The 15,275-nt window shown below is 64.9% G+C and carries 13 protein-coding genes; 10 read left to right on the top strand and 3 right to left on the bottom strand.

The window, feature by feature from the left end; all coding sequences use genetic code 11:
* The first annotated feature begins 51 nt into the window (after nt 1-51).
* The 4 genes from CAL12_RS08195 to CAL12_RS08180 all read left to right on the top strand — a co-directional run bounded on the left by CAL12_RS08195 (nt 52) and on the right by CAL12_RS08180 (nt 3,682).
* Entirely contained in the window at nt 52-1,269 is a 1,218-nt protein-coding gene (locus CAL12_RS08195; RefSeq protein ID WP_086064042.1) for an ABC transporter substrate-binding protein, read from the top strand.
* Between the two features lie 106 nt (nt 1,270-1,375).
* Nucleotides 1,376-2,260 carry a branched-chain amino acid ABC transporter permease gene (locus CAL12_RS08190; protein WP_086064041.1) on the top strand — a complete coding sequence of 295 codons (885 nt, stop codon included), beginning with the start codon at nt 1,376-1,378 and terminating at the stop codon, nt 2,258-2,260.
* Nucleotides 2,257-3,234, top strand: coding sequence for a branched-chain amino acid ABC transporter permease (locus CAL12_RS08185; RefSeq protein ID WP_086064040.1), 978 nt, complete (start codon nt 2,257-2,259; stop codon nt 3,232-3,234). Before CAL12_RS08190 ends, CAL12_RS08185 begins: the two co-directional genes overlap by 4 nt.
* 145 nt (nt 3,235-3,379) lie before the next feature.
* A complete protein-coding gene (locus tag CAL12_RS08180; protein WP_086064039.1) occupies nt 3,380-3,682 on the top strand; it encodes a putative quinol monooxygenase in 303 nt (100 codons plus the stop codon).
* A 52-nt stretch (nt 3,683-3,734) separates the two neighbouring features.
* On the opposite strand, the gene CAL12_RS08175 is transcribed toward CAL12_RS08180, so the two are convergent.
* On the bottom strand, nt 3,735-4,679 hold the full coding sequence (locus tag CAL12_RS08175) for a DMT family transporter (RefSeq protein ID WP_086064038.1): 945 nt from the start codon (nt 4,677-4,679) through the stop codon (nt 3,735-3,737).
* A 91-nt stretch (nt 4,680-4,770) separates the two neighbouring features.
* Between CAL12_RS08175 and pdxR the strand changes: the two genes are divergently transcribed.
* A complete protein-coding gene (pdxR, locus tag CAL12_RS08170; RefSeq protein ID WP_086064037.1) occupies nt 4,771-6,216 on the top strand; it encodes a MocR-like pyridoxine biosynthesis transcription factor PdxR in 1,446 nt (481 codons plus the stop codon).
* 247 nt (nt 6,217-6,463) lie between these two features.
* Nucleotides 6,464-9,169: an aconitate hydratase AcnA gene (gene acnA / locus CAL12_RS08165; protein WP_086064036.1), complete on the top strand. Its 2,706-nt coding sequence runs from the start codon at nt 6,464-6,466 to the stop codon at nt 9,167-9,169.
* An 18-nt stretch (nt 9,170-9,187) separates the two neighbouring features.
* On the opposite strand, the gene CAL12_RS08160 is transcribed toward acnA, so the two are convergent.
* Nucleotides 9,188-10,165: a Bug family tripartite tricarboxylate transporter substrate binding protein gene (locus CAL12_RS08160; RefSeq protein WP_086064035.1), complete on the bottom strand. Its 978-nt coding sequence runs from the start codon at nt 10,163-10,165 to the stop codon at nt 9,188-9,190.
* A 238-nt stretch (nt 10,166-10,403) separates the two neighbouring features.
* Between CAL12_RS08160 and CAL12_RS08155 the strand changes: the two genes are divergently transcribed.
* The 4 genes from CAL12_RS08155 to CAL12_RS08140 all read left to right on the top strand — a co-directional run bounded on the left by CAL12_RS08155 (nt 10,404) and on the right by CAL12_RS08140 (nt 14,771).
* Nucleotides 10,404-11,606 (top strand): DUF2863 family protein, encoded by a 1,203-nt coding sequence (locus CAL12_RS08155; RefSeq protein ID WP_086064034.1) that lies wholly within the window; start codon nt 10,404-10,406, stop codon nt 11,604-11,606.
* Nucleotides 11,607-11,657: 51 nt separating this feature from the next.
* Entirely contained in the window at nt 11,658-12,830 is a 1,173-nt protein-coding gene (gene earP / locus CAL12_RS08150; RefSeq protein ID WP_086067744.1) for an elongation factor P maturation arginine rhamnosyltransferase EarP, read from the top strand.
* A 202-nt stretch (nt 12,831-13,032) separates the two neighbouring features.
* Complete coding sequence (efp, locus tag CAL12_RS08145) at nt 13,033-13,593, top strand: elongation factor P (protein ID WP_086064033.1); 561 nt, start codon at nt 13,033-13,035, stop codon at nt 13,591-13,593.
* Between the two features lie 569 nt (nt 13,594-14,162).
* Complete coding sequence (locus tag CAL12_RS08140) at nt 14,163-14,771, top strand: hypothetical protein (protein ID WP_086064032.1); 609 nt, start codon at nt 14,163-14,165, stop codon at nt 14,769-14,771.
* A gap of 2 nt (nt 14,772-14,773) precedes the next feature.
* Here CAL12_RS08140 and CAL12_RS08135 read toward each other — a convergent pair whose 3' ends face one another.
* A complete protein-coding gene (locus CAL12_RS08135) occupies nt 14,774-15,247 on the bottom strand; it encodes a DUF1178 family protein (protein WP_086064031.1) in 474 nt (157 codons plus the stop codon).
* Nucleotides 15,248-15,275 lie beyond the last annotated feature (28 nt).

Genomic DNA, 15,275 nt, shown 5'->3' with positions numbered 1-15,275 from the left:
TGCCACCCGCCGGAACACCGGCAACCCCCTACAAGAGGGAGAGGAGTCAAAATGAAGCTGCATACCCTAACCGCCGCATTGGCGCTGGCCGGTCTCGGCCTGGCCGCCGCGCCGGCCATCCACGCGCAAGGCATCAGCGATGATGTCATCCGCATAGGCTTCATTACCGATATGTCGGGCGTGTATTCCGACATCGACGGCAAGGCTGGCGTGGAAGCCATCCGCATGGCCATCGAGGATGCCGGCGGCGCGATCAACGGCAAGAAGATCGAAGTGGTCTATGCCGACCACCAGAACAAGGCCGACGTGGCCTCGTCGCGCGCCCGCGAATGGTTCGACCAGCAAAAGGTGGACGTGCTGATCGGCGGCACCAATTCGGCCACCAGCCTGGCCATGGCCGCGGTCGCCGCTGAAAAGAAGAAGCCCTTCATCGCCATCGGCGCGGGCGCCTCCGACCTGACCAATGCGCAGTGCTCGCCCTACACCGTCCACTACGCCTACGACACCGTGGCGCTGGCGCGCGGCACCGGGTCCGCCGTCGTGAAGGACGGCGGCAAGAGCTGGTTCTTCCTGACCGCCGACTATGCATTCGGCCATGCGCTGGAGCGCGATACGGCCAACGTGGTGAAGGCCGCCGGCGGCGAAGTGAAGGGCCAGGTGCGCGCGCCGCTGGGCGCCTCGGACTTCTCGTCCTTCCTGCTCCAGGCACAGGCGTCCAAGGCGCAGATCCTGGGCCTGGCCAATGCCGGCGGCGACACGATCAATTCGGTCAAGGCGGCGAACGAGTTCGGCGTGACGCAGACCATGAAGCTGGCGGGCCTGCTGGTCTTCATCAACGACATCGACTCGCTGGGCCTGCAGGCCACGCAGAACATGTACCTGACCGACGGCTGGTACTGGGACCAGAACGACGCCTCGCGCGCCTGGGCCAAGAAGTTCGAAGCCAAGGTGGGCCGCAAGCCGTCCATGCTGCAGGCCGGCGACTATTCCTCGGTGTCCTTCTACCTGAGCGCCGTCAAGGCGACCGGCACCGATGACGCCGACACCGTCATGAAGTGGATGAAGTCGAACAAGATCAACGATATGTTCACCCAGGGCGGCTACGTGCGCGAAGACGGCCGCATGGTCCACGACATGTACCTGATGCAGGTGAAGACGCCCAAGGAATCCAAGGGCCGCTGGGACTACTACAAGGTCGTCGCCACCCTGCCCGGGGACCAGGTGTACACCAAGCTGTCCGAATCGACCTGCAAGCTGGTCAAGAAATAATCGGCGCGGCAAGCCGTCGCGGCGTCCGCCGGCCCGGCCGGCGGCGCCGCCCGCCTGCCTGTCTTCGATCGCCCTTGCTTAACCGGCGCAGGACTTCCAGACAAACATGACTTTCTTCGGCATCCCCATGCAGGCCCTGTTCGGGCAATTGCTGCTGGGCCTGGTGAACGGTTCCTTCTACGCCATGCTGTCGCTGGGCCTGGCGGTCATATTCGGCCTGCTCAACGTCATCAATTTCGCCCACGGCGCCCTGTACATGATGGGCGCGTTCGTGGCCTGGATGGGCTTGCAGTACCTGGGCCTGAACTACTGGCTCATGCTGGTGCTCGCGCCGCTGGTGGTCGGCGCCTTCGGCATCGTCATCGAACGGCTGCTGCTGCGCCACCTTTACCGGCTGGACCACCTCTACGGCCTGCTGCTGACCTTCGGGCTCACGCTGTTGATCGAAGGCCTGTTCCGCAGCTTCTACGGGGTCTCCGGCCAGCCCTTTCCCACGCCCGACGTGCTGCGCGGCGCCACCAACCTGGGCTTCATGATCCTGCCCAACTACCGGGGCTGGGTGGTGGTGGCATCGCTGGTCGTTTGCTTCGGCACCTGGTTCGTCATCGAGCGCACGCCCCTGGGCGCCCTGCTGCGTGCCGCCACGGAAAACCCCAAGCTGGTCGAAGCCTTCGGCGTAAACGTGCCGCGCATGATCATGCTGACCTACGGCTTCGGCGTGGCGCTGGCGGCCTTTGCCGGCGTGCTGGCGGCGCCGGTGCTGCAGGTGTCGCCGCTGATGGGGTCCAACCTGATCATCGTCGTATTCGCCGTCGTGGTGATCGGCGGCATGGGGTCCATCATGGGCGCCATCGTCACCGGCCTGGGCCTGGGCGTGATCGAAGGGCTGACCAAGGTGTTCTGGCCCGAGGCGTCCAATACCGTGGTGTTCGTCATCATGGCGATCGTGCTGCTGCTGCGCCCCGCGGGCCTGTTCGGGAAGGAAAAATGAATCGACACATTGCCGGCTACGTGGTCCTGGCCGTCGCCGCGGCGCTGCTGCCCTTCATGGGCGTGTATCCCATCTTCGCCATGAAGGTGATGTGCTACGCGCTGTTCGCCTGCGCCTTCAACCTGCTGCTGGGCTTCACCGGGCTGCTGTCCTTCGGGCACGCGGCCTTCCTGGGCAGCGCGGCCTATGCGACCGGCTATGCGCTCAAGGCCTGGGGCCTGACGCCCGAGCTGGGCATCCTGTTCGGCGTCGCCGTGGCCGCCCTGCTCGGGCTGGCGGTGGGCGGCCTGGCCATCCGCCGCAGCGGCATCTACTTCGCCATGATCACGCTGGCGATGGCGCAGATGGTGTATTTCTTCTTTCTGCAGGCGCGCTTCACCGGCGGCGAGGACGGCCTGCAGCAGGTGCCGCGCGGACGCCTGTTCGGCCTGATCGACCTGAGCAGCGACCTGACGCTGTACTACCTGGTGCTGGCGCTGTTCATCATCGGCTTCGCCATCATCTGGCGGGCGGTCAATTCGCCCTTCGGCCAGGTGCTGAAGGCGCTGCGCGAGAACGAGCCGCGGGCGGTTTCGCTGGGCTACGACGTCGAGCGCTTCAAGCTGCTGGCCTTCGTCCTGTCGGCCGCCATCGCCGGACTGGCCGGATCGGCCAAGACCCTGGTCTTCGTATCGGCCACGCTGTCGGACGCGACCTGGCAGATGTCCGGGCTGGTGATCCTGATGACCCTGATCGGCGGCATGGGCACCTTCCTGGGGCCCGTGCTGGGCGCCTTCATCGTGGTGCTGCTGGAAAACAAGGTGGGGGATTTCGGCCAGGCCCTGACGGCCATGACCGGCGTCGACTGGTTCCGCCAGCTGGGCGAGTCGGTCACCATCGTGATCGGGCTGATCTTCGTGATCTGCGTCATGGCCTTCCGCCGCGGCATCGTCGGCGAATTCCAGGCCTTGCTCAGGCGTCGAAAGGCTGCCTGAGGCGAGCTCCTTGCTATATGCTGGTGCGATGGTGCTTTCCGGTCGATACACCATCGGCGACGGTTGGGCACGCGCAACACTCGCGCGAAGAGACCGTAGGGCGTTCCCGTCGAAACTCGCGATCGGCATCAACAAGGAGGCAGGCATGGTCAAGACTGCGTTGTTCGTCCGGCTCGAAGCGAAGCCGGGCAAGGAGCAGGAAGTCGAAAACTTCCTGATGGGCGGACTGCCGCTCGTCGAGCAGGAACCCGCGACGATTGCGTGGTTCGGGCTGAAAATCGCGCCGTCGGTGTATGGCATCTTCGATGCCTTCCCCGACGATGCTGGACGCCAGGCGCACCTCTCCGGCAAAGTAGCCGAGGCGCTGATGGCGCAGGCGCCCGACCTCTTCGCCAAGCCGCCGGAAATCATGAGCATTGATGTACTCGCGGCGAAGCTGCCATCGTAGCGGCGCCGGATTCGGGTGTGGGACCTGCCACAGCGGCGCTATTTCGAGTGCCTTACGCGCGGCGGCGGGTCGACAGGTCGGCGTGCCCAAGGTCGATGCGACGTGGCAAAGGCGTTCCCAGGGCAATGCCGCCAAGTATCAACACCATCGCGATTGCCAGCGAGGTACCGATACTCTCGCCCAACCCTAAGACCGAGGACGCGATACCTACGACAGGTGTCGCCAGCAACCCTAGCGAGGTCGTCACGGCGGGCAAGCTGCGGTTGACCATCGCCATGGCCCAGTAGGCCAGCGCGGTGCCGCATAAGCCCGCGAACAGGAAAGCGCCCGCGAGTTGAGGCGACCACGCGATCTGCGGCGCACCATCCATGCAAAACGCCAGCATCGACAAGACGCAGCTGGCCAGCGACGTTTGCCAGAAAACCAATTGGAATGGCGTGGAAACCCATCGATGAGCGCGCACGTAGAGAATGTTTGCCGCCCAGAAGAAAGCGGCGAGGAGGATCACGCCGTTGCCGAACAGCGCATGTGCATCCCTCCAGTCCAGCGCCCATGGGTTGAACAGGAGTGCCAGGCCGACCAGACCAAGGGCAATGCCGGCAAGCTGGCGGGGCGACGGCTTTTCTCGAAGAAACAGCCAGGCGCCCGGCATCACCCATAGCGGCGTCGTGTACCCGAGGACGATAGACCGGCCCACGGGTACGAACTTCAGTCCCAATGCGACCAAAGTCGAGAAGGCGACCATATGGAGCATGGCGATCGCCAGCACGACAGGCAGATCGCCGCGCTTGGGGATGATCAGTTGGCCACGCGCCACCAGAATAACGAACAACGCCCCGCTGGCAATCGCGCACCGAATCGCCGTGGTCCACAGTGGTGTGACCTGATGAACGATGATTTTGGTTGCGGTCCAGTTCAAGCCCCAACTCAAAATCACCAACGCAAACAAAAGACCGGCGTAGCGGCGCGAAAGAGGAGGAGTGACGACTTGGTCCATAGCTACACGATGTGGGAAACGTTGACACGATCATAGGTTTGACTGGCCCCTCTACACAGGGTATGTTTCCATAAAATTATGGGTCCAGTTCATGGCTGATGTACTCGCCGGTTTCATCGATCTGAGGGTGGAACCGGGAAACGGCGTTGCGCTCACACGGCAGCTCTCCGAACAGCTGCGACAGGCCATTGCGGCGGGCAGGCTGGCCAGCGGCCGGCGTCTGCCATCCAGTCGGGAACTCGCGCGGCACCTGGGCGTGTCGAGGAATACCATCTCCGCTGTGATCGACCAGTTGGCGATGGAGGGATATCTCGACGTCTCGAAAGGACGGCGTCCGGTCGTGGCGGCCATGCCGTCAGCGAATCTGATCTCGCTCGAAACGGATAGCCAGCGACGCGCCACCGTCACCGGCATGTCGAGTTGGGCACAAAAAGTCGGCCGTAGCGATTGGCCGTTTACCGAGCAGGGTCGTCCCAGACCCTTCGTGCCGGGCCTGGCCGATGCCCGGGAGTTCCCCCACGCGATCTGGGGACGATGCCTGAGGACGGCGGCACGCCACGCGCTCCCTCGAAGAAACATGGCATGCAACCGGCTCGAGTTGCAAAAGGTACTGCTGCATCATCTGGTCGAATACCGTGGCGTCAACGCGGATGCGCAGCAGGTGTTCCTGATGCCGACAGCCCAGGCTGCCATTGCGCTGATCGCCCGCGTGGTATTGGACCCCGGTGAGGTCGCGTGGGTCGAAAACCCCGGCTACGGCGGCGCACGCGCGGCGTTCGAGGCTGCCGGCGCGGCCGTGCAAGGCATCCCACTCGATCAATGCGGCCTGGCATTCGAATCGTCGTCCGCGACTCCTCGTTTGATATTCGTCACGCCCGCGCACCAGCATCCAACCGGACTGCTGATGCCGGTTACCCGTCGGCAAGCGCTGCTGCGGTTTGCCGACCGTATCGGCGCCCATATCATCGAGGACGACTACGACAGCGAATTTCACTACGAAGGGCGACCGGTGGCGGCGCTGCAGGGCTCCGATCCAAGCGGCAGCGTGTTTTACGTCGGCACCTTTTCGAAATCCCTGCATGCGGATATTCGAGTAGGTTATGTCGTCGTGCCCAAACGATTCGTGGAGATATTTGCCAAGGCGCAAAGACACACGGGCCAGATCGTCGGCATGACGTTACAAGATGCCTTGTCCGATTTCATTGGTGAGGGACATTACGCCGCGCACATACGGAAGATGACGCGCATCTACCGTGCACGGCGTGATCACATGTGTCATGCACTGGCAGCGATCGAAACTGAACTCAGCCTGTCACCGCCGGAAGGCGGAATGCAAGTGGTTGCCCGATTGAGGCCCCAGCGAAAAGATCATGACGTGTGCCTGCGCTTGGCGGAGGCTGGAGTAACGGTGCGTCCGCTGTCATCCTATTATTTCGCTGAAGCCCAAGCCCAGGGATTGTTTTTCGGCTTTGCGGCCTGGAATGAAACCGAGATCGACGAGGGTGTGCGCATCATTGGAAGCGTGCTGCACGGATGACCGCCCGACCTTATTTCACGCTTTGCCATGTGTTTTGCCACGGGTTTTGGCTATGCTATCGGGCGGTCTGGAACAGAACGCGGCACGCCCCTTGCAAAGCGGCCCGAACTTTTTCAGGTTGGCAAGGTCTTATATAAGACATAAGATATAAGACCAAGAATACTCCCGGCTTGCGGCGCACATGACAAGCACGGGAAATCGCATGAAAATGGCTGCTTTTTCGCGGTCACCTACATTGGAGTTCATCATGCCGCACAACGCGTTCGACACACTGAAGACATTCAAGATCGGCAGCCAGACCTGTCAGTACTACTCGCTGCCGGCGCTGGGCAAGGCGCTGGGCGTGGACGTGCAACGATTGCCCGTGTCGCTGCGCGTCGTGCTGGAATCGGTCCTGCGCAATTGTGACGGCCAGAAGGTGACCGAAGAGCACATCAAGCAATTGGCCGGCTGGCAGCCCAATGCCAGGCGCGAAGAGGAAATCCCCTTCGTGGTGGCGCGCGTGGTGCTGCAGGACTTCACCGGCGTGCCGCTACTGGCCGACATCGGCGCCATGCGCTCGGTGGCGCAGGCCATGGGCGCGGATCCCAAGCGCATCGAGCCGCTGGTGCCGGTGGACCTGGTGGTCGATCACTCCGTGATGATCGATTACTTCGGCACCAAGCAGGCCCTGGACCTGAACATGAAGCTGGAATTCAAGCGCAACCAGGAGCGCTACCAGTTCATGAAGTGGGGCATGGAAGCCTTCGACACCTTCCGCGTCGTACCGCCGGGCTTCGGCATCGTGCACCAGGTCAACCTGGAATACCTGGCCCGTGGCGTGCACCTGGACAAGGCCAACAACGTCTACTACCCCGATTCCCTGGTGGGCACCGACAGCCACACCACCATGATCAATGGAATCGGCGTGGTCGGCTGGGGCGTGGGCGGCATCGAGGCGGAAGCCGGCATGCTGGGCCAGCCGGTCTACTTCCTGACGCCTGACGTGGTCGGCGTCGAACTGAAAGGCCAGCTGCGCGGCGGCGTCACCGCCACCGACCTGGTGCTGACCATCACCGAAATGCTGCGCCGTGAAAAGGTCGTCGGCAAGTTCGTCGAGTTCTGCGGCGAAGGCACCGCCAGCCTGTCCGTGACCGACCGGGCCACCATCGGCAACATGGCGCCGGAATACGGCGCCACCATGGGCTTCTTCCCGGTGGACGAGCGCACGATCGACTACTTCAAGGGCACCGGCCGCACCGAACAGGAAATCGCCGCCTTCGAGGCCTATTTCAAGGCCCAGAAGATGTTCGGCGTACCCAAGGCCAAGGATATCCAGTTCACCAAGCTGCTGACCCTGGACCTGGGCACGGTGGCGCCTTCCCTGGCCGGCCCCAAGCGCCCGCAGGACCGCATCGAGATCGGCAGCGTGAAGAACACCTTCACCACGCTGTTCTCCGCGCCGGTCGCCGAAAATGGCTTCAACCAGCCCGCCGAAAAGCTGCGGCAGGAATTCACCACCAGCGCCGGCACCAAGGTCAAGAATGGCGACATCCTGATCGCGGCCATCACGTCCTGCACCAACACGTCCAATCCCAGCGTCATGCTGGCGGCCGGCCTGCTGGCCAAGAAGGCCGTCGAAGCCGGCCTGAAGGTCTCGCCCAAGATCAAGACCTCGCTGGCGCCCGGCTCGCGCGTGGTCACCGAATACCTCACCAAGACGGGCCTGCTGCCCTATCTGGAAAAGCTGGGCTTCGACGTAGCCGCCTACGGCTGCACCACCTGCATCGGCAACGCCGGCGACCTGGCCGCCGACCTGAACGAAGCCATCAACGACAACGACCTGGTGTGTGCCGCGGTGCTGTCGGGCAACCGCAACTTCGAAGCGCGCATCCACCCGAACATCAAGGCCAACTTCCTGGCGTCGCCGCCGCTGGTCGTCGCGTACGCGCTGGCCGGCACGATGCTGCGCGACCTGATGACCGAGCCGGTCGGCAAGGGCAAGAACGGCGACGTCTGGCTGGGCGACATCTGGCCGTCCACAGAGGAAGTGCAGGACCTGTTGAAGTTCGCCCTGGACTCCGAGGTGTACCGCGAGAACTACAGCGACGTCCGCACCAATCCCGGCAAGCTGTGGGAGCACATCAAGGGCGTGTCGGGCGAGGTCTACAACTGGCCGACGTCGACGTACATCGCCGAACCGCCCTTCTTCAAGGATTTCGGCATGGAGCCGGCGGCCATGCCTACGGTGCAAGGCGCCCGCGCGCTGGGCATCTTCGGCGACTCGGTCACCACCGACCATATCTCGCCGGCCGGCTCGATCAAGGAATCTTCGCCCGCGGGCAAGTGGCTGAAGGAGCACGGCGTCATGAAGGCCGACTTCAACAGCTACGGCTCACGCCGCGGCAATCATGAAATCATGATGCGCGGCACCTTCGCCAACGTGCGGATCAAGAACCTGATGATCCCGCCGCGCGAGGACGGCAGCCGCTTCGAAGGCGGCGAAACGCTGTACCAGCCTTCGGGCGAACAGCTGCCCATCTACGACGCGGCGATGAAATACATCGACGCCGGCGTGCCGACGGTGGTGTTCGGCGGCGAGGAATACGGCACCGGTTCGTCGCGTGACTGGGCGGCCAAGGGCACGCAGCTGCTGGGCGTCAAGGCCGTCGTGGCGCGCAGCTTCGAGCGCATCCACCGCAGCAACCTGGTTGGCATGGGTGTGCTGCCGCTGCAGTTCAAGGGTGACGACAGCGTGCAGACGCTGAATATCACCGGCGAGGAAACCTTCGACGTTTCGGGCCTGGAAAACGGCATCAAGCCGCAGCAGGACGTGACGCTGACGATCCATCGCAAGGATGGCTCGTCGCAAAAGGTGCAGGTGCTGCTGCGTATCGACACGCCGATCGAGGTGGACTACTACCAGCACGGTGGCATCCTGCCCTTCGTGCTGCGCCAGTTGCTCGCCGCCTGATCGACGCCAGCAAGGCGGTCAATCCAGCCGGATATCCGCCTTCCGCACCACCGCGGCCCAGCGCTGGCGCTCGGCCAGCAGCCACTTGTCCATATCGGCGGGCGTCATGGTCACGACGTCCGCGCCCTGCTCCGCCAGCTTGGCCTTCAGGTCGGGAATGTTCATGATGCGCGCCAGGTCCTTGCTGAGCCGCGCCGCGACCTCCGGCGGCATGGACGCCGGCGCCATCAGGCCCTGCCATGTTCCGGACTCGAAGCCCGCGACGCCCGATTCCGCGATGGTCGGCACATTGGGCACCTGCGGCATGCGATTGCGGCTGGACACCGCGATCGCCTTCAGCTTGCCGCTCTGGATATGCGGCAGCGTGGCCAGCATGCCGTTCATGATGATCTGCGTCTGGCCGCCGATGGTATCGGTAATGGCTTGCGAACCGCCCTTGTAAGGCACGTACTGCCATTGCGCCTGGGTGGCCTGCTCCACCGCCACGCCGGCGACGTGCGGCGCGCTGCCCATGGCCGTCACGGCGAAATTCAGCCGTTCCTTCTTCGACAAGGCCACCAGTTCGGCCAGCGTGTTCACCGGCACCGACGGATGCACCGCCAGGATGTGCGGCGAATAGGCCAGCATGCTGACCCCGCGCAGATCCTTGTTGGGGTCGAAGTTCAGCTTGGTATAGACCGACGGGCTGATCATCAGCGCGCCGACGTCGCACAGCAGCAACGTGTGGCGGTCTTCGCCGGACTGGGCAACGATGGCGGCGCCCAGGTTGCCATTGGCGCCCGGCCGGTTGTCCACGATGACGGTCTGCTTGAGGCTTTCGGACAGCGGCTGGCTGACGGCCCGCGCGATGATGTCCGACGAACCGCCGGCGGGATACGGCACCAGCAGGCGCACATTGCGCTCGGGCCAGTTCTGCTGCGCCCGCGCCATGGGCGAGGCGCCATAGAGGGCGGCCGCGCCGGCAGCGGCCATGAACGAGCGGCGGGATAGGGCCATGGACCTTGTCTCCTCGATCTTGGTTTATTGGAATGTTATAGGACATCATATAAGTCAAACCTGATTCTGCCCAGGTTCAACGGACCCGTCAATCAGGCAGGCACCCGGCCCGAGGTACGACAACATGTCAGCAAATTGACAGCAGCTCGCGCATACGCCCGTCGGCCGATGGATGCCGCAGGGGGACGGCCCCTGGCGCAGTACACTATATGGTTCTCCTTTCGCCCCATCCTTCGTCATGCCTCGCTCTCGCAGCCATACCTCCTCTCGCCTGACCCGCGATGCCTCCCGGCTTGCCACGCTGGCGCTGGCATTGAACAGTTCGGGCAGCCGCGTGGAAGACATCTTCTGGGAAGAGCAGCTGCGCGCGTCGATTCCCAAGCTGCTGCGCGCCGGCAACGACGCCCCGCTGGAATCCGCGCTGGACCATCTGTCCCAGACGCAACCGGGTGCCTACGAAGTGTTGATCGAACAGGCGGAGACCTTCACCGAATCCACCGTGATCGAAAAGAACGGCGTCAGCTACGACGTGCTGCTGATCGTGGCCCCCATGGTGGCCTGGACGCGCTACACCATCCCCACCGGGCCCGTGACGCCCAGCGCATTGCAGGCGCTGACGGCGCAGTTGCACGGCCACGTGCTGGCCCAGGGCGCCCGCCTGGCGCTGATGCCCCATCTGGTCAGCATCGACCAGATGCCGCGCACCTTCTCGGAAACCTGGCACTGGCTGCAGCGCCTGGGTTCGCAGGCGCTGGGCGCCGAAACCATGAAACCGGCCATCGCCGAAGAATCGGAAACGGCCAATATGCTGGCCGATACGCGCTACCTGGTGGGCGCCGTCGCGGTGCCGCGCGGCGCGGCCATCTTCCGCTGGCAGGAAAGTCCCGGCGATGCCGGCGCCACGCGCGAAGCCTGCCTGGCCCGGTGGGTGGAGCAGGCGCAGCCCACGCTGGCCTCACTGCTGCCGGGCTGCAGCTTCGAATGCCTGCTGCCGGATGCCTACTACGTCAGCAACCGCGAAGCCGACCGCCGGGTACGGCCGCTGGCCTTGCGCGCGGCGGTGACGTGGCTGGAAGGCTCGGTCAACCTGGAACCCGCCAAGCTGCGCGCGGTGGTGGCGGGATGCGGCGAAGGCCGCATCGACGAATACCGGGTCGGCTTCACGGCCCGCAGCAGCAATGACGTCATCTACGGCTGTGTCTGGCCGCTCTATGGCCGCGAGGACGAAGCCGGCGGCGAGGACGAACGCGCCGACCCCGTAGAGGAAATCGCCGCCCTGCTCAAGGAACTCGGCGTGAACGAGGTGCGCCGCATTCCCGGCGTCTTGCCGGCCGAATATTGCGAGGACTGCGGCACGCCCTATTTCCCCAACCCGCTGGGCGAGATGGTCCACGCCGAACTGCCGGAAGATGCCGAATCGGCGCCGGCCCGCTTCCACTGACCGATCGGCATCCACGGCCGGCACGCCTGTTCCCGCATGCCGATACCTGAAATCCGCGCCGACATCTTCTGCCGGCGCATCGACAACTACGGCGACATCGGCGTCTGCTGGCGCCTGGCGCGGGCGCTGCGCCAGGCCGGCGGATGGCGGGTACGCCTGTGGATCGACGACCGGGCGGCCTTCGCCCGCATGGAGCCGCACTGCGATCCCTTGCTGGATGTGCAGACGGTGCGCGGCATCGACGTCGTGGCGTGGTCCGCACAGCCGCCGGCGCTGCCGCCGGGCGACGTCGTCATCGAAGCCTTCGCCTGCGATCCTCCGGACAGCTTCCGCGCCGCCATGCGGCGGCATCCGCCCATCTGGATCAACCTGGAATACCTGAGCGCCGAAAGCTGGGTGGAATCGCACCACCGCCTGCCGTCGCCGCAGCCCGACGGACTGATGAAGTACTTCTTCTTTCCGGGATTCACGCCGGGCACCGGCGGTCTGCTGCGCGAGCCGGACCTGGCGGCGCGACGCGATGCCTTCATGCACGAGCCCGGGGCTCGGCTGGCGTTCCTGCGCGAGCTCGGCCTGTCCGGGGAACATCTCGCGCGGCTGGCCACGCCGACAGGCGGCGGCACAGGATCGGCCGAAGCGGACGGCGCGGCCCGCGCGGCGGACCAAGGCACGCGGCTGATCACCTTGTTCTGCTATCCCGACGCACCCCTGGCGGGGCTGCTCGACGGCCTGCGAACGGATTCCAGGCCTACGCTGCTGCTGGTGCCGGAGGGCGTCGCGCCGCGGCTGGAGATCGCCGTTGGCGCGGCGACGCCCGGACTGCACATCGCCCGCATTCCCTTCCTGCCGCAGGACGATTACGACCGTTTGCTGTGGTGCGCCGATCTCAACTTCGTGCGCGGCGAGGATTCCGTGGTGCGCGCCGGCTGGGCAGGCCGGCCGCTGGTCTGGCAGATCTACCCGCAGGCCGACGAAGCCCATCTGGCCAAGCTGGACGCCTGGCTGGACCGTTACCGGCCGCCACCGCAGGCGCGCGCGCTCTTTCGGGCCTGGAACACGGGCGCGGACGCCCGGGCCATGGCGCAAGCGTGGCGCGAGGCCAGCGCCGGCCCCGCTTGGTCGGACTGGCAGGCGGCGGCACGGACCTGGGACGCGGACTTGTCGCGATTGCCGGACCTGGCGACGAGCCTGATCGGCTTTTGCGCGCAGTTGCGCGCGCGGTGAGGACCTACCGCGCCGCATGCGCGCATCTCGCTTGTCCGCAAAAATGCTAGAATAGTGAGTTTTGCAGGCCAGCCCTGCCCCAGCCTATCCCTATGGCCCGCCGATTTACCGGTTCCTTTTTCGCAGCGCGCGGAGTGAACCCGAAACCCGCGGCACCATGGCGGACCGGGCAGAACCAGAAATCTCCCGGAGTTTTTAATCGATGAAAACCGCTCAGGAATTGCGAGTCGGCAACGTGATCATGGTCGGCAAGGATCCGCTCGTGGTCCAGAAGGCCGAATACAACAAGTCGGGCCGTAACGCGGCCGTGGTCAAGCTCAAGTTCAAGAACCTGCTGACCGCCGCCGGCAGCGAATCGGTCTACAAGGCCGATGAAAAATTCGACGTCGTCGTGCTGGACCGCAAGGAATGCACCTACTCGTACTTCGGCGATCCGATGTACGTGTTCATGGACGAGGAATACAACCAGTACGAGATCGAAGCCGAAAGCATGGGCGACGCGCTCAACTACCTGGAAGAAGGCATGCCGGTCGAAGTCGTGTTCTACGACGGCCGCGCCATCTCGGTGGAACTGCCGACCAACGTCGTGCGCGAAATCACCTACACCGAACCCGCCGTGCGTGGCGATACGTCGGGCAAGGTGCTCAAGCCCGCCAAGATCAACACCGGCTTCGACATCAACGTGCCGTTGTTCTGCGAAATCGGCGACAAGATCGAAATCGACACGCGTACCGGCGAATACCGCAGCCGCGTGAACAGCTGAGCTTCTTACGCGCCGTCGAAAAAAGGCCCTCTTCGGAGGGCCTTTTTTTACACGCGGGGTCGGCTGGCCCGGGACTGCATCGACAGGAACCGCGAGCGCGCGCCGACTACCCAGTCGGGTCCGCACTTGGCATGAGGTCCGTCCCGATGTACTCCGTCAACGGGGGCTATCAGCCCCAGCTCCAATCCCATATTCAATCCCACCTTCAATCCCAACCTCAGTCCTACCCTCAATCCCTTTCGTCCCGGCCTTCTTCCCACCGGCAGTTCCGCCCCGCGCACGGCCGAGCTGCGCCCTATGGTGAGGCCGCCAGCGCCCCGTTTCGCGCCGGTTCCGGCTCAGCGCCACAGCCACGCGCGCGTGCGCGTCATCCGGCGGCAAGCGGCTGGAATCGACTGCCGCCCGTCTGGTCGTCGACACCCGCCGCGATCCAGCGCTGCGACGCCAGTGCAGCCAAACGCGCCGTGCCGCCGCGTGCGCCATCGCCCCCCTGCGCAAGCGCGCCGGGCTCTCCGCTAGCGCTCCCTTTCGATGGAATCGATGACCTGTTCGGCACGCTCAGCCCGTCCATGCTGCTGATCGCCGACGACGTCGCGCGCCAGGGCGACCCGTGGGCCACGCCGCCCTGCGACATATCGGGAGCCAGGCCGCCCCAACGCGCCGCCGGCAAGGCCAAGCTGCCGAGCCGAAGCCCCCGGAGCGAGATCACCCGCGAGATCGTCCTGGACATCAGCCAACGCCTGCGGACGGGCGGCTGCAGCATCAACGGCTGCGCCGATCGGTATGGCGTGGCGCTGCGGGTCGTGCGCGCGCTGGTGCAACCCGGCGGCAGCCTGACGCCGGTGGGGCGCGCCCTGATCGCCGGCGACATCATGACGCCACGCGATCGCGAAAACGCCGGGCTGCCCCCTGTGGATCGGCAGACCGGCTTGAGTACGGAGGATCACGCGCTTGCCGGGAAACTGATAGGGGTGACCGTGGGCAAGATGTCGCGCTCGATGTTCTGCGACCTGTTCGGGTACGACTACGATCTCATCTACGCCGCGTACAACCAGAATGGGACCATCACCGGCTGGGGACGCCGGTCACGCGACGCCGCGGCGGGTAGCCAGCCGCTGCAGCCGCCCAGATGGTCCACGGCAGGCAAGGTCCCGAGGGCCGGCAAGCAGGCCCCTTGATCTCACTGCAGGCGGTCGTCGTCGAAGATGTCCGGCAGCGCCAGGAAATCGATGCCGTCTTCGGCCAGGGCCTGGCGCTCTTCCGGCGTGGACGTGCCGCGTATCGGCCTTTCGTCAGCCTCGCCTTCATGGATGCGGCGCGCCTCTTCGGCGAAACGCGGGCCGACGTTTTCGGCCTTGCGCACCATGTCCCGCACCTGTTGCAGTATCGCGGCCTGCAGGCGCGCCATGTCCGCGGGCGCGGCGGTGGCGGCAGCGGGCGAGCCTTGGGTGGCGGGCTGCGGCGCGCCCTGGGGCGCTTTCAGATGGGAGACGTTGAGCCGCGGCGCGGACAGGCGCTTGGACACCTTGTTCGCGCCGCACATCGGACACGACACCAGGCCGCGCGCCTGTTGCTCGTCGTAGTTTTCATGCGAGGCAAACCAGCCTTCGAATAGATGGCCCTGCTCGTCGCACTGAAGGTCGAATACTTTCATAAAAGGGATATGGCGGCGCGGCGCGGCA

Origin of the sequence: Bordetella genomosp. 8 (assembly GCF_002119685.1) — a bacterium.
GTDB lineage: Bacteria > Pseudomonadota > Gammaproteobacteria > Burkholderiales > Burkholderiaceae_B > Bordetella_C.
The sequence above is the reverse complement of the archived record's forward strand: the minus strand, read 5'-3'. Positions and strand labels throughout refer to the sequence as shown.

Excerpts from the sequence above, each read along its gene's own strand:
- CAL12_RS08180 (WP_086064039.1), top strand. The coding sequence starts at position 3,380 with ATGGTCAAGACTGCGTTGTTCGTCCGGCTCGAAGCGAAGCCGGGCAAG.
- pdxR (WP_086064037.1), top strand. The coding sequence starts at position 4,771 with ATGGCTGATGTACTCGCCGGTTTCATCGATCTGAGGGTGGAACCGGGA.
- CAL12_RS08175 (WP_086064038.1), bottom strand. The coding sequence starts at position 4,679 with ATGGACCAAGTCGTCACTCCTCCTCTTTCGCGCCGCTACGCCGGTCTT.
- CAL12_RS08195 (WP_086064042.1), top strand. The coding sequence starts at position 52 with ATGAAGCTGCATACCCTAACCGCCGCATTGGCGCTGGCCGGTCTCGGC.
- acnA (WP_086064036.1), top strand. The coding sequence starts at position 6,464 with ATGCCGCACAACGCGTTCGACACACTGAAGACATTCAAGATCGGCAGC.
- CAL12_RS08185 (WP_086064040.1), top strand. The coding sequence starts at position 2,257 with ATGAATCGACACATTGCCGGCTACGTGGTCCTGGCCGTCGCCGCGGCG.
- CAL12_RS08140 (WP_086064032.1), top strand. The coding sequence starts at position 14,163 with ATGCTGCTGATCGCCGACGACGTCGCGCGCCAGGGCGACCCGTGGGCC.
- efp (WP_086064033.1), top strand. The coding sequence starts at position 13,033 with ATGAAAACCGCTCAGGAATTGCGAGTCGGCAACGTGATCATGGTCGGC.
- CAL12_RS08190 (WP_086064041.1), top strand. The coding sequence starts at position 1,376 with ATGACTTTCTTCGGCATCCCCATGCAGGCCCTGTTCGGGCAATTGCTG.
- CAL12_RS08135 (WP_086064031.1), bottom strand. The coding sequence starts at position 15,247 with ATGAAAGTATTCGACCTTCAGTGCGACGAGCAGGGCCATCTATTCGAA.
- CAL12_RS08160 (WP_086064035.1), bottom strand. The coding sequence starts at position 10,165 with ATGGCCCTATCCCGCCGCTCGTTCATGGCCGCTGCCGGCGCGGCCGCC.
- CAL12_RS08155 (WP_086064034.1), top strand. The coding sequence starts at position 10,404 with ATGCCTCGCTCTCGCAGCCATACCTCCTCTCGCCTGACCCGCGATGCC.